Here is a 13,561-nt window from a genome sequence, read left to right as displayed (position 1 = left end):
ACAAGAAAAAGTTTATAAGAGAGATCTTTGAGGGGGACGGGAAGTCTATCTACGATAAAGATATTTTTCTGGATGCTTATCCTTTCACCGTAACTGATGGTTGCACTCTTTTGGGAGAAGATTATATTACGCATCATGAAAATCCATTAAGAGATCCCAAGCCAATACGTTTTCTTAGAATAAATTCCGGTGTTACTTACCGATTCCGTTTTCTATTCAGGAATAATGACACTTTCACAGCAGAAGTGAAGAAAGAACTATTTCGGGAGATTATACTGACGTTTGGGATTGGAGCAAAAACTAATGTGGGATATGGACATTTTACAGGAGAAAAATATTAATGCTAGTGTTAATACAGAAGAATCTTCTTTTTGTAAGAAATATATATCTTTGTGCTGTTCTGCTTTCTAGGTAAAAATGGAGGGGAATTCCCGCTGATTTTTATCAAGAAATCAGGCAAAACTGGTAGGTGAAATTAGGTGAAAATCGCGGAATAATTGGGCAGAATATTTTCTTCTCCTAGGCAGGAAATATTCTCCACTTCGGTAGAAAAAGGTGTAGAGCCGTAGAAAGCGGAAAAAATACCTATTAAATTAGAAATAGAAAGGGTATAATATTGTGAGACGACGTTTATTTTATTGGGTGACTATCCTGCTGCTAGGAGGAGTCTCTTTGGCTTCGGCACAAAGCGTACGAGGGAGGGTATTAGACGAGAATGGTGTGCCTATCTCATTTGCTACGATGCGCCTTCTTGTGCCGCAAGACTCTACCGTTATCAATGGCGGCGTCTCCGATGCAAATGGCTCCTTTGAGGTGGATCGTAAGGGAGTTTCTCTCCCTCTCTTACTAAAAGGGAGCTACATGGGCATGGAGGATGTCTACCATACGATTGCAAAGGAGAGCGAGATAGAGCTACGTATGCACCCTCTTACTAGTCAACTAGAAGAGGTAACCATAACGGTTCATCGTCCCTCACATACCCTTGTTAATGGAGGGATTAGTACAACCATTGAGGGTACAACATTAGCCCAATTGCCCAATATCTATCGTATGCTTGCCCAACTGCCCATGGTAGAAGTGCAAAATGAAGGTATAACGGTGCTGGGCAGAGGTACTCCCCTCATCTATATCAATGGTCGCAAGATGACTGATGCCACCGAGCTACAGCGTCTATCTCCACATCTTATTGAGAAGATAGATGTTGTAACTACCCCTGATGCACGATACTCAGCTTCGTCTCGATCCGTTATTCTCATAACGGTACGCCGCGAACCTGGGAGTGGGCTTAGCGGTATTGTACGAGGGGATGCTGAGACCTATCTCCGCAAGCAGGAAAAAGTAGCTTTGGGGGATTACCTCCTTGCTGACCTGAATTATCGTGTGGGGAAGTGGGATATTCTTGCTTCTGTGAGTCAGCGTAATAGTTTCTTTGTAAAGGATATAAAGGCCGACTTTTGGGGGAGAGCGGATGGCAATGAGTGGCATAATAGATCTACTTTGACTTATGAAGAAGATCGTCATCGCATTCAGTCTTCCCTTGGTCTTAGCTATACGGATGCCCTCAATAGTGCAGGGGTAAAGTACAAAGGCACGTGGGAACCTTTGTCTCAAGAGGTGCTTTCCACCGAATTGTACTCGTTACGTAACAGTGAGCCGGAAGAGAAACTTTGTAATCGGGATCATCAGCGAACCTTTCCTCATCTATCACATCGGGCTAATGCCTACTATATTCGTAAGTTGGGCTCTTGGGAACTATCGGCAGATGGAGACTTTTACAGCTCCTCTTATAAGGGAGAGGGGACAGTGGTAGAGGGTAAGGATTTTGATCAAATTGACCGTGTTTTTATCAGTAAGAAAGGCGCTTCCAATCAGGCTTGGGGTGTTCGCTCCGAAGTGCGCGGTCCCCTTTGGAGCGGAACAAGCTCTTTGGGGATGGAGTACTCAAGCACGAAGCGTGGGGATACTTATCAAGCTGCCGCAGAGCTAAATCTCCCGAGTAATAATACCCAAATCAAAGAGCAGCAATTCGCCTTTTATCTAGGGCACTCTACGCTTATTGCCGATAAGGTGCAATGCTCGTTAGGGCTGCGCTTGGAGCGAGTAGAGAGCGATTATACCTCTCAAGGTAAGCGAGTGCCGGAGCTTAGCCGTCAGTATTTCAATCTCTTCCCTAATTTCTCTTTGGCAACTCGTCTTTGGGGAATGAATGTACAACTTGCATTTAACTCTCGCATTGAGCGTCCCCAATATTGGCAGTTGCGTTCGGATTATAGCTATATCAGCCGCTTTGAGTACCAAACGGGAGAGCCCAACCTTCGCCCTGGGCTCACCTATGCTACGGAGTTTACGCTCAATCGTAAATGGATTACATTCCTTCTATCCCATCAGTATCTCAAGTATAGCATTCAGCAGGTTACAACTCGTATGCCCGATATACGAGAGGAAGGGAAGTATCGCCCCTTTACTACGCTTCTCACTCAAGTCAATGAGCAGCCCTTCCATGAGATGCAAGCAATGCTTATCCTCTCCCCTAAGATTGGATTTTGGAGCCCCTCCTATACTTTTGGAGTCCTCAAACAATTTGGTTTTTATCGCTACGATTTTGAGGAGCGAGTAGCTCTTTCTAAGCCATGTCTTCATATTGCTCTCAAGAATAATTTTGCTCTACCCTATGGTATCCTTTTTGGGGCTAATTTCGAACTTCTAGGATTTGGAGATATAGAGAATGTTTCCTTCGAGAAACCCCAGATCCGGAGTTCTTTAGAGCTGGGTAAGCAATGGTTTGGAGGAAAACTTTCGACGAATTTATACCTTTCGGATCCCATTAGAAACGAACATTACCGCATGGTTTCTCGGTATTCTCGCCTTCTAATATCTAATTTTTACTCTCCTGAGATCTTTTTTTCCGTCTCCTATCGGTTTAATACCACAAAGAGTAATTATCGTGGGCGAGGAGCTCTTGACCGTGAGGTTAGTCGTATGAGTAGGTAGGGAGTCCTCTTGGAGAGTTTCTTCTCCGCGCTAACCTTTGGGGAGGGTGAAGAGAGTATAATAAGAGGGAAATAGGCCGGAGCGGTCAATTTTCTTATGTACTTTTGTGGAAGTAAAAAAGAAGAGTATGATTCGCTACAAGATAGGGTTAGCTCTCAGTGGGGGTAGTATCAAGGGGTTTGCTCACCTCGGGGTGCTCCAATATATGGATGAGATTGGGCTTAAACCCGATATAATAGCCGGTACAAGTGCCGGAGCTATCATGGGGGCTTTTTATGCTGATGGATACAGCCCCAAGGAAATATTTGAGATTTTTTCTTCTGTTGGGTTCCGAGGGATGACCTCTCTATTACCTAAGCGAGGGGGGATGTTTTCAACGAAAAACTTCATGGAGAGGCTCAAAACTTATCTGCATCACCAAAATATAGAGGAGCTACCCATCCCGCTGCGTATCGTGGCTACCGATTTGGATAATGGTTGTCAGCATGTTTTCTCCGAGGGGGCTCTTGCTGAGCGCATCATGGCCTCTTGTAGTGTCCCTGTACTGTTTCAACCTGTCGTGATCGATCGGGTTTCCTATGTCGATGGCGGGCTATTCCGCAACTTCCCCGTGACGGTGATCCGAGAGGAGTGCGACAAGGTAATTGGGGTAAACCTAGGCCCCGAAACATTTCGTCGCTACAAGAAAACCATTAGGGGGGTGGCTGAGCGTTCGTGGCAGTTGGTTTTTCGTCAGAATACACGCATTGATAAAGAAGTTTGCGATCTCCTTCTCGAGACTTTTAAGGTAACAAAATATGGGATGTTTGAGGTGAGTAGTGCCGCAGAGATCATGGCGCTTGGCTATCGTATGGCACAGCGTAGTGGTATGGAGCACTTCCTTCCCATACAGCTACCCTCGGAGTAACCCTTCTACTATTTCTCTAGGATAATCTCTAGAAGGGCTTCTATATTGCTTGCCTCTCGCTCGGGTCGCCCGGGAGTGCCATATATAAATTTGGAAGGATATACTTTGATGTATTCCCCTTTCACTTCGTCTTCGGAGGAGGGGTAAGTGGCTATGTTGTAGCGAGAGAGTGCTTTTTGCACCATCGAGGCTCGCTGGCCGTCGCCGATTAGAGCGATAGTGGATTTCGTATCCCTTTCGATCGAAAATAATCCCGTTTGGAGATCAAATCGGATACCGCGCCCTGCCAAAAAGTTGCTCAGAGTTCCATCCAAGGCAAGATCCTCCGGAGTGCCGACTCTCAGGCCTTCTTTTTTGTCAAGCGTCCATATCTTATCCGCAATCCGTAGGGCAAGTTCGAGATCGTGCGTGCTCAAAAATATGCTTTTCTTGAGGTTGTGCGCAAGACGGAACAAAAGATACATTACCTCCACTTTGGCAGGGAAGTCGAGAAAAGCGGTGGGCTCGTCTAGGAAAATGATCGGGGTCTCTTGGGCTAGAGCCTTCGCAATCATTACTTTTTGTCTTTCCCCATCACTGAGTGTCTGTACCATGCGGTCTCGTAGATGGGTTATACCCACGGCTTCGATGGATTCCTCCACAATTTTTTTATCTCTAGGCATGAGTTTGCCCCAAAATCCGGTATGAGGGCTTCGTCCTAGAGCTACCATCTCAAAGGCAGTCATGTTGCGGAGGTTGCACTTCTCAGTGAGTACTACGGCAATGAGCTGGGCAAGCTGTTTGGGTTTGTAGGAAGAAAAATCTTTGTCAAGTAGGGTAATCGCTCCCGATCTTCTCGGCAAGAAGCCTGCTAGAGTATAGAGAAGAGTCGACTTCCCTGCACCATTTGCACCAAGTAGGCAGGTCAGCTCCCCACGATAGAGCGAAGCCGAGAGTTGCGAGGAGACGATGTGTTCGCCCCAACGCCCCTCGTAGCCTGTGCTAAGCCCTTCTAGTGTGATACTTGGCTGTTTGTTCATTCTCGTATTTCTCCGCGATGCTTGCTAAAAAGTACAGATATGACTACCGGGGCTCCAATGAGGGCTGTTACCGAATTGATGGGAAGAGCTCCCTCAAAACCGGGAAGTCGTGCAATGAGATTGCATAGAAGAGCAATGGCACTCCCCAATAGGATGGAGGTTGGTACCAGTATGCGGTGGTCTGAGGTCTGGAAAAGGCTGCGACAGAGGTGAGGAACAGCTAATCCGAGGAAGATGATAGGGCCACAGAAGGCAGTTACCAAGGCAACAAGTGCCCCCGAAGTGGTGATGACTAGTAGTCGTGCTCTCTTGATATTCAATCCCAAACTACGTGCATAACTCTCGCCCAAGAGCATGAGGTTGAGCGTTTTGATGAGCAAAAAGCTAAGTAGAAGGAGTACGAGAATCAGCACGACAAATAGGGGAACTTGCGATGGGGAGATGCGAGAGAAGCTTCCCAATCCCCAAAAGACATAAGCCTTAATATCCTCTTCTACACTAAAGTATTTGAGTACCCCTATCACGGCATTTACCACATAACCTATCATTACCCCAATGATAAGGAGCGTTACATTCCCCTTTACTCTCTGTGATACGTAGGCGATGAGTATCATAATGGCAAACGACCCTAGTATCGCACCCAGGGTAACAGCGACCTCGCCCAAGATACCCAAAGAGCTAAGAGCTACCCCACCTAAACTACCCGATAGCAGGACAATAAGGGCAACCCCTAGGCTTGCCCCCGAGCTAATACCCAATACAGACGGCCCTGCAAGGGGATTGCGAAAGACCGTTTGCATCAGTAGACCGCTAACAGAGAGTCCGGCTCCGGCAATCATGGCCGTGAGAGACTGGGGAATGCGAGACTTCGTTACTATGTTGAACCAAATAGGTTCGGATGCGTCGCCCTCTAGGCAGATCTTTATAATCGAATTTAGGGGAATGGAGACCGAGCCTAGAGCGAGGTTGAGCAGAAACAGCAGCACAATACCCCCTACAAGAAGGATGATTTTGGAGGATAAGGCAAGCTGTTTCATAAAGGGGGAAACGTGCTAGTTTGCTTTTAATGCTCGAGTCGGTGATAGTAGGTAGGTGTGTACTCAGGGAGTAACTCGGGGTGGAATACCTTTATGAAGTCCTTGAGTAGTAGGTCGGGGTGGATGATGGCAGACTCGTAATAGGGGGTGGTGGATAGGTTGCAATGGATAACTCCCTTCTCCTTAAATGCCTTAAAGTCTTTGTATCGCTCGTCTTGAGCTTGTAGAGCCTTGTAGGTAAATTCTCCATCAAAGCTACTTAGGATGCGCCAGTAATCTACCTCGGCGGCTTTGCTATAGATGGTCTCGAAGTCTAGGGTAACGCCTCCGGTATTGGGGTCATCTTTGAGGAAGTAATCAGCGCCTGCATCTCGGAATAGTTGTGCAAGAAAGCTCTTACCACCTACAGCGTACCAAGTGCCGCTCTTGAGATCGCCACTAAAGACCGTTGGGCGAGGTGTTGCCTTCTCAGCTATCTCTTTCCACTTGTTGTATTCGTCTCTTAGCTCGGCAAATACCTTATTAGCCTCCCCCTCTTTACCCAGCAGTAGCCCAATGAACTTAATCCATTCAGCTTGACCAAGAGGGCTATTCTCCTTATATCCAAGATGGGGAATGAGTGGAATATCTACGTCTTTGAGGTCGTCGTAACCTCCTCTTTTGAAGGGCGAAATCAAGATAATATCAGGCTCTATCGCCATTACTACCTCTCTATCGAAATTCCCTTCGATGCCTATTTTGTTGATTTTCCCGCTCTTTATTCGCTCCTTAACCTCTTGATTAAATAGATGTCGGGTGCTACTCATCCCCACTACTTTGTCTAGTTGATCGAGAGCGATGAAGTTGGATAGCTGCAGGGTAGTCATACAAACAACCCGATTAAGCGGGATCGAAACCTGCGTGTATTCGCTAGGGATGGCACTTTTGTCGCACTGCGCTGCATCCTGAATAAAGGCAAAGTGATACTGAGTCGCCTCTTCGGGGTTTTGGGGATCCGATAGGGTAGCGAGTACTGCTCCGGGGATATATTGTAGACGAAAACCCTCAGCATACTCTACCTCGATCCGCTTGGCAGCGTCTCCGGTATACTGCAAAGAGTCTTCTGTTGTTTGGTCGGATTGTTTCCCATTGGAGCAAGCCGAAACAGCCCCCCAGAGGAGAAGCGTAAAGAAAGAATAGAAGAGGATTTTTTTCATATGAGGTTAGCTAGCAAGAGCTGCGTAATCAATAATGCACCACCGAAGGGCTCTTCTTTCTGAGTCAGGAAAGGGCTCGTTCGGTGGTTTTAGAGGGGAGAAAGGGTTAAGCCTCTGGGTATAGTTCGTGCAGGCGAGCGGCTACTTCTTTACCCAGCTCAAAGGCTTTGTTTAGATCGTCTTCATTGGGAGCTCCCATTTGTTCTAGGGGAGTACCGATGAGTTCCCAGCCCATTTCTTCGGCAAAGGGAGTAAGCTTTCGCACTGCTTGTCCTGCCCATGAGCAAGAACCGAATATAGCGCAAATGTGATTCTTTACTTCTCTAAGTCGGATCATATTGAGCATATTCTGGATAGGCATGTAGATCTCATTGCTATAGGTGGGGCAGCCTACTACGAGGGCACGATAGCGGAATAGGTCGCGAAGAATGTAGGAGGGGTCCGTGCGCGATACGTCGTGGCAAACCACCTCTTTAATACCGGCTTCTCCAAGTCCTCGTGCTATGGTATCTGCCATTACCGTAGTATTGCCATACATACTTCCGTAGAGTACCACAGCCCCCTTTTGGGTATCGTATTTGCTTAGTTGGTCGTAGATGGCAAGGGCACGTGGGAAGCCTTCATTGGTCCATACGGGCCCGTGTGTAGAGCAAATAGCATTGAGAGTGAGGTTCATCCCAAGTACTTTGGTAAGAGCCTTTTGCACGAAAGGACCATATTTCCCTACGATGCATGCATAGTAGCGATACATCTCTGTGTAGTACATCTCCAGCGAGAGCTTGTGGTCGAGCACGTGCGAATCGAGAGAGCCAAAAGTACCAAAGGCATCTGCCGAGAAGAGTACTCCTTCGGTAGCATCGTACGTAAACATTACCTCGGGCCAGTGTACCATAGGCGCCATAATGAAGGAGAGGTTGTGCTTTCCTGTAGACAACGTGTCTCCATCATTTACGGTGATGAGTTCTGCTTTAAGGTCCGGATAATAGGCCTGGAGCATATTAAAGGTCTTTTTGTTGCCAACTAGTTGGATGTTGGGGTAGTGGCGTTGTAGCATCCCAATAGAGCCGCTATGGTCGGGCTCCATGTGGTTGATTACAAGATAATCAATGGGACGATCCCCAATGATTCTCTCTATCTGGCGGAAGAATTGCTCAGAGTAACAGATATCTACCGTATCTATAAGGGTGATCTTTTCATCCACAATAAGATACGAGTTGTAGCTTACCCCATGGGGGAGAGGCCACATGCTTTCGAAGAGATCTTTGGTGCGATCGTTTACACCTACGTAGTAAATGGATGGGGTAATGTTTATCTGCGGAATCATAGGATATGTATTAAAAGTGGATTTAGTTTTCTTTTTTCTCGGGGAGAGGAGTAACCTCTAGTTCCGGGCGACGCAGTGCGTAGATGATAAGAGCAAGCCCTGCAATTATAAATGGGATACTGAGTATTTGTCCTTGATTTAGCCCAATGGTATCTACCCATTTTAGCTCCCAAGCCTCTTGTACAAACTTCAATTTCTCTATGAAGATTCGAGCGGTAAATGTGCCAAAAAGGAACCATCCCAAAATCAATCCCGGGCGGCGGCGAGCAGCATCTCGACCCCAATAAAGCCAGCAACACACCCCAAACACGATGAGGTAGGCTAGGGCTTCGTAGATGGCCGTTGGGTGGCATCCCATATCTGTGTTGAGGGCGAGATATTCCTGAGAGCGTATAAAGCGGAATGCCCAGGGGAGGTCTGTGGTCACGCCAAATATCTCACTATTCATGAGGTTGCCAATACGGATCATGGCCGCAACAAGCCCCACGGGTACGGCAAGTCTGTCTAGTGTCCATGTAATGGGCTTATGGGTAACTCTACGCGAGAAGATCCATACGGCAATGATAATCCCGATGGTTCCTCCATGGCTGGCGAGTCCTCCTTCCCAAACTTTGAATATCTCTATGGGGTTGGCTAGGTAATGAGCCGGGTCGTAGAATAGGCAATGCCCAAGTCTTGCTCCCACAAGGGTGCTGATGACAATGTACCACCAAAGTTTTTCGAACCAACTATCAGGGAGTTGCTCACGCTTCCAGATAAGTCGCTCGATGTAGGGCCCTATTAGGATGAGCCCAAGGCTGAAAAGCAGGCTATACCAGCGCACTTCTTTCCCAAAGAGGGTGAATAGAGTAGGGTCAACGTCCCACGTTATAGCATTAAGGGTAAACATAATTCTTTAGCAGAGTTTGGTAATCCATTTTTCACGATCCCCCGGTAGAAGGTCTATTGGAGCAATCTCCGGCATGGTATAGGCACCGGGAGCCATTCTGAGGGCAGCTCGGGCAGCACAAACCATTACCTGAGCCGTGAGAGCCGGATTGTTGATTCTCATCTCGAAGTTGAGGTGTTGATTGTGGGTCGCTCCCGATACGCCTTTGCGCTCCATAGATACACCATGTCCCATATCAATGAGCTGATCCACATCGTCTACCACGACTACATGCGTTTCGTCATGGGCAAAGTAATCATCTTGTTTGATACGCTGTGCTACCTCAGCTTCGTTGTATCCCGGGGCTAACTCAATGTAAACCATACGGCGATGAAGCCCTGTTCCGACGGGGATCGTAATGGAGAGAGCTTTCTCCACCCCTCCAATCGCCTTTACAGCTACGGTGTGTCCCATACTCATCCCAGGGCCAAAATTGGTATACGTAATGCCTCGGGGTACTATTGCTTCCATCAGGGTACGCACCATGGAGTCACTTCCGGGGTCCCATCCTGCTGATAGAACGGCCACTGTCTTATGGGCTATCGCTGCCGCGTGCAGAGAGCGGCGAAGGGGCACGATACCGCTGTGAATGTCAAATGTATCCACCGTAGCAATCCCTCGAGAGAGGATATCTAGGGCATACTCTTCTACGGCACGAGTTGGGGTACATAGTAGAGCCACGTCCACCTTGTCAAGTGCATCAATGGATGTTACCACGGGAATATCTTGGAGGGCAGAGGGTTGCTTCTCTGTCAAGGAACGACGTACAACCCCAGCCAGTTCGAAGTCTGGAGAAGCCTTAATGGCATCAAGGGCATAACGTCCTATATTGCCATAGCCCACAACAGCTACGCGATATTTCTGATTCATACTCCTATATTTCTATACTAGCTTTGTCGTGTTTCTGTTTATAGGCTTGGAAGAAGTGACGATGGAAAGCCTCTTCAACCTGCTGCTTTACGAGCTCCATAGTGGTGGGCTTGCCCATTTCTTGAGCTATAGATGTTACGCCCTTATTGGTGAATCCACAAGGGTTTATCCAGGAAAAATAGGATAGATCGGTAAACACATTAAGGGCAAACCCATGCAATGTAACGTAGCGAGAAGAGTGTACGCCGATAGCACAAATCTTGCGAGCTCGTGGGGTATTGGGTTCTATCCAAACTCCCGTAGCGCCTTCTAAGCGTTTCCCATGGATACCATTAACCCTTAGTACATCAATAATACATTGCTCTAAGGTATATATGTATTGTTTGATGCCCATCCCAAACTGCTCTAGGTCGAAGATGGGATAACCTGTTATCTGCCCCGGCCCATGATAGGTAATGTCTCCGCCTCGGTCAATATGGTGGAGGGAAATCCCCTTTGCATGCAAAGCCTCTTCGGGAAGGAGGAGGTTGCTTTCTTTGCCGTGCTTCCCGAGCGTAAAAACCGGTTCATGCTCACAAAAAAGAAGTGTGTTTTTGGGCGCTTCTCCCCGCTGCTTTTGCTCTATGGCTGTTTGGAATAATTCTTTTTGTAGAGCATAAGCCTCTGCATAGGGGATACTGTGGCAGTCTTTGAATTTGTAGGGAAGATGGGGAGCGAGAGAGGCTCTAAAGTTTGTTTTGTTGTGGATCTCTAGACGGCCATTTATGCGCTCAAGTCTGAGACCATCGTAACTAGCAAACACTCCCTCTGGGAGCGTTTGGGCTAAGTCTACAGCGCGAGGCGCATGATGAGATAGGTGTATTATGAAAGTGTTCCTAGCCTGGACTTCTTTGCTAAGAGCTATTGCTTCTTCGATGGTTTGATGGGTTGGATGAGGCTTGGTAAAGCGTAACCCATTGACCAAAAGAGTGTCTACCCCACGGAGTTTCTCTACCTCTTCGTCGGGAATTGTCTTCAGATCGGTAATGAAGGCAAAGTCCCCAATCCTAAAACCTGTGATGGGGAGCCTGCCATGAAACACGCGTATGGGTTCGAATGTAAGCCCTTCTACCTCAAAAGGAGCTAGTGAGATCTCCCTAAGTTTAAGTCTTGGAGTGCCAAGGTAAGGTGTCTTCCCAAAATAGTAATGTAGTCGGTATCGGATTGCTTCTAGGACACGATTTTCTGCGTAGATAGGCAGATCTCGTGCCCACGCAATGGTACGTAGATCATCGAGTCCGGCAATGTGGTCGTAGTGTTCGTGGCTTAATACAATAGCGTCTAGCTCATCTATTTCTGCAAGGATGGCTTGTTGCCTAAAGTCGGGGCTGCAATCTAAGAGGATCTTTTTCCCTTCGTTTGTTTCTAAAAGGACAGAGGTACGGGTTCGATTGTCGGCGGGGTCAGTACTCAGGCAGGTACTACAATAGCAGCCCACCTCGGGTACTCCGGTACTGGTACCGGATCCTAAAATCCGTACGGATCTAATCTCTTTTTTTTGCATCTCCGTGCTATCTAGGTTAGCTACGAGTAGGAGCTCCGATATAACGAACTTCTGGGTGAAGGGTTACACCAAAGGCTGCTTCTACCTTTTCGACCAATAGGGATGCAAACTGAGCAACATCTGTACCTTTTGCACCTCCCCGATTGACCAATATAAGTGGTTGCCGCTCGTAGGTACCAACATTTCCTACACGATATCCTTTGAGTCCGGCATTGTCTAATAGCCAAGCTGCCGATAGTTTTACCCCTTGAGATGCCGGATAGTGTGGCATATCAGGATACTTCTCCTGTAACTCTTGGTAAACCTCCGAGGAGACAATAGGGTTCATGAAAAAGCTTCCTGCGTTGGGAAGTACTTTAGGATCTGGGAGTTTTGCTTGGCGAATCTCGATAACGGCTCTCCGCACATCTCGGGGAGTTATATTCCCACTTGGGAGATAGTCGTGTAAAGCCTTGTAGGAGAGATTTACATTCGCTTTACGCGATAGAGCGAAGACTACATGCGTAATGATGTAACGCTCGGCCTCTTTTTCTTTGAAGTAACTATAGCGGTAGTCGTAGAGGCACTCCTTGGGGAAGAAAACTCGCTTCGACCGCGTTTTGAGGTCGAATGTCTCTACTTGGTATATTAGTTGGGCCACTTCGCTGCCATAAGCTCCGATATTTTGCACGGCAGCAGCGCCTACAGAACCCGGAATCCAAGAGAGGTTTTCGGCTCCGTAGTAGCCTTGCTCTAGAGACCAAGCTACAAATTCATCCCAAATAATACCCGATCCAATGCGTAGTAAAACAGTGTCTTGATCTTCGCCTTTTGGGCTAGGAAGCACCTCTTTATCTCTGATTTCGGAGTAGAGTATAGCCCCCTGATAGTCGTTGAGGAATAACAAATTACTCCCCTCACCAATGGCTAGGTAGGGAAGACTTGTAAAGTATTCGTCACGGGCAAGACGATCGAGATCGTCGAGAGAATGATACGAAACCCACCAGTCTGCAGTGGCTTCGATACCGAAGGTGTTATGCGAGACTAGTGGGAATTTCTCTTTTATCTCCATTGATTAGCGAGCTTCTCTTTCAAGCAGCCAAGCGTCTTGGAACTGAGGAGCAAAACGTTCTTTGATTTGTTCGCGACTAGAAACAGCTTCTTCGCGGCTCATAAAGCTTGCCACAATTACGCGGATCATTCCGTGTTCGTTTTCTGCAAGAATGGGCTTAAAACCTGCTTCTTCCATGCGTTCCTTTAGAGAAAGAGCATTAGTGCGGTTTTGGAAGCTTCCGATAACTACGCTATAGCGATTGAGACGATTAGCATCTTCTCCTTCGGAGGGAGTGAGACGCTCGCGACGCATTTGTACAGAACTCTGAGCAGGCTTCGACACGATGATGTCGTTTTCGTCTGCCTCTGGAGCATGGTTCGAAGATTGATTTTGAGCAATCTCACGTTGCTTTGCTTTCTCGTATACCTGGCGATAGGTGCTTTGTTTGGGCTTGCAGGCTCCGAGAGAAACCACGAGAGCTAGTGCAGAAAGTGCAATAATTGATTTCTTCATCTGTCTATCAATATTTAGAGTTTCTAATACTTATGTACACCACCTTAGGGAGTCCTTTGTGCGGGAGTCGCTCTCCCGATTTTCCCCATAGGTTGAGACTGAACCAAAGAGTCGAAGGAATCTCCATCGATTCTACGCAGTATCGCAAAGGTAGTGAGTTTTTTGTTTTGAGCCACTTTTACCCCCTTGTTAGAGAGAAT

The 13,561-nt window shown here is 47.3% G+C and carries 12 protein-coding genes and 1 pseudogene; 3 read left to right on the top strand and 10 right to left on the bottom strand.

The features are described from left to right. From cmr6 to POREN0001_RS06995, 3 genes are all read left to right on the top strand, one after another. Positions 1–341, top strand: a 341-nt coding sequence (cmr6, locus tag POREN0001_RS07005; RefSeq protein ID WP_004334429.1) for a type III-B CRISPR module RAMP protein Cmr6, incomplete at its 5' end; no start/stop codon positions are given. Between the two features lie 277 nt (positions 342–618). Beyond that, complete coding sequence (locus POREN0001_RS07000; RefSeq protein ID WP_004334426.1) at positions 619–2,991, top strand: TonB-dependent receptor domain-containing protein; 2,373 nt, start codon at positions 619–621, stop codon at positions 2,989–2,991. A gap of 127 nt (positions 2,992–3,118) precedes the next feature. After that, positions 3,119–3,898: a patatin-like phospholipase family protein gene (locus tag POREN0001_RS06995; RefSeq protein WP_040581144.1), complete on the top strand. Its 780-nt coding sequence runs from the start codon at positions 3,119–3,121 to the stop codon at positions 3,896–3,898. Between the two features lie 8 nt (positions 3,899–3,906). On the opposite strand, the gene POREN0001_RS06990 is transcribed toward POREN0001_RS06995, so the two are convergent. The 10 genes and pseudogenes from POREN0001_RS06990 to POREN0001_RS06950 all read right to left on the bottom strand — a co-directional run bounded on the left by POREN0001_RS06990 (position 3,907) and on the right by POREN0001_RS06950 (position 13,361). After that, positions 3,907–4,917 (bottom strand): ABC transporter ATP-binding protein, encoded by a 1,011-nt coding sequence (locus tag POREN0001_RS06990; protein ID WP_004334414.1) that lies wholly within the window; start codon positions 4,915–4,917, stop codon positions 3,907–3,909. Next, positions 4,914–5,954 carry an iron ABC transporter permease gene (locus POREN0001_RS06985; RefSeq protein ID WP_004334427.1) on the bottom strand — a complete coding sequence of 347 codons (1,041 nt, stop codon included), beginning with the start codon at positions 5,952–5,954 and terminating at the stop codon, positions 4,914–4,916. The genes POREN0001_RS06990 and POREN0001_RS06985 overlap by 4 nt, the downstream gene beginning before the upstream one ends. A 26-nt stretch (positions 5,955–5,980) precedes the next feature. Then, the gene (locus POREN0001_RS06980) at positions 5,981–7,150 is read right to left on the bottom strand and encodes an ABC transporter substrate-binding protein (protein ID WP_004334408.1); all 1,170 of its coding nucleotides are present in this window, start codon (positions 7,148–7,150) and stop codon (positions 5,981–5,983) included. A gap of 106 nt (positions 7,151–7,256) precedes the next feature. Then, positions 7,257–8,474 carry an FprA family A-type flavoprotein gene (locus POREN0001_RS06975; protein WP_004334422.1) on the bottom strand — a complete coding sequence of 406 codons (1,218 nt, stop codon included), beginning with the start codon at positions 8,472–8,474 and terminating at the stop codon, positions 7,257–7,259. Positions 8,475–8,496: 22 nt separating this feature from the next. Further along, positions 8,497–9,363, bottom strand: a complete 867-nt coding sequence (gene lgt, locus POREN0001_RS06970) for a prolipoprotein diacylglyceryl transferase (RefSeq protein WP_004334428.1) — start codon at positions 9,361–9,363, stop codon at positions 8,497–8,499. Positions 9,364–9,369: 6 nt separating this feature from the next. Further along, positions 9,370–10,272, bottom strand: coding sequence for a diaminopimelate dehydrogenase (locus tag POREN0001_RS06965; protein WP_004334418.1), 903 nt, complete (start codon positions 10,270–10,272; stop codon positions 9,370–9,372). Between the two features lie 4 nt (positions 10,273–10,276). Continuing rightward, positions 10,277–11,020, bottom strand: a complete 744-nt coding sequence (gene lipB, locus POREN0001_RS09565) for a lipoyl(octanoyl) transferase LipB (RefSeq protein WP_224208876.1) — start codon at positions 11,018–11,020, stop codon at positions 10,277–10,279. A gap of 108 nt (positions 11,021–11,128) precedes the next feature. Continuing rightward, positions 11,129–11,815: pseudogene (locus POREN0001_RS09560) on the bottom strand (MBL fold metallo-hydrolase); the annotation flags it as partial. Positions 11,816–11,831: 16 nt separating this feature from the next. Next, positions 11,832–12,866, bottom strand: coding sequence for a UDP-N-acetylmuramate dehydrogenase (gene murB / locus POREN0001_RS06955; protein ID WP_004334411.1), 1,035 nt, complete (start codon positions 12,864–12,866; stop codon positions 11,832–11,834). A 3-nt stretch (positions 12,867–12,869) separates the two neighbouring features. Continuing rightward, on the bottom strand, positions 12,870–13,361 hold the full coding sequence (locus tag POREN0001_RS06950) for an SPOR domain-containing protein (protein ID WP_004334415.1): 492 nt from the start codon (positions 13,359–13,361) through the stop codon (positions 12,870–12,872). Between the last annotated feature and the right edge of the window lie 200 nt (positions 13,362–13,561).

The organism is Porphyromonas endodontalis ATCC 35406, from assembly GCF_000174815.1.
GTDB classification, from domain to species: Bacteria; Bacteroidota; Bacteroidia; order Bacteroidales; family Porphyromonadaceae; genus Porphyromonas; species Porphyromonas endodontalis.
This window is presented reverse-complemented; position numbering and strand designations above follow the sequence as displayed.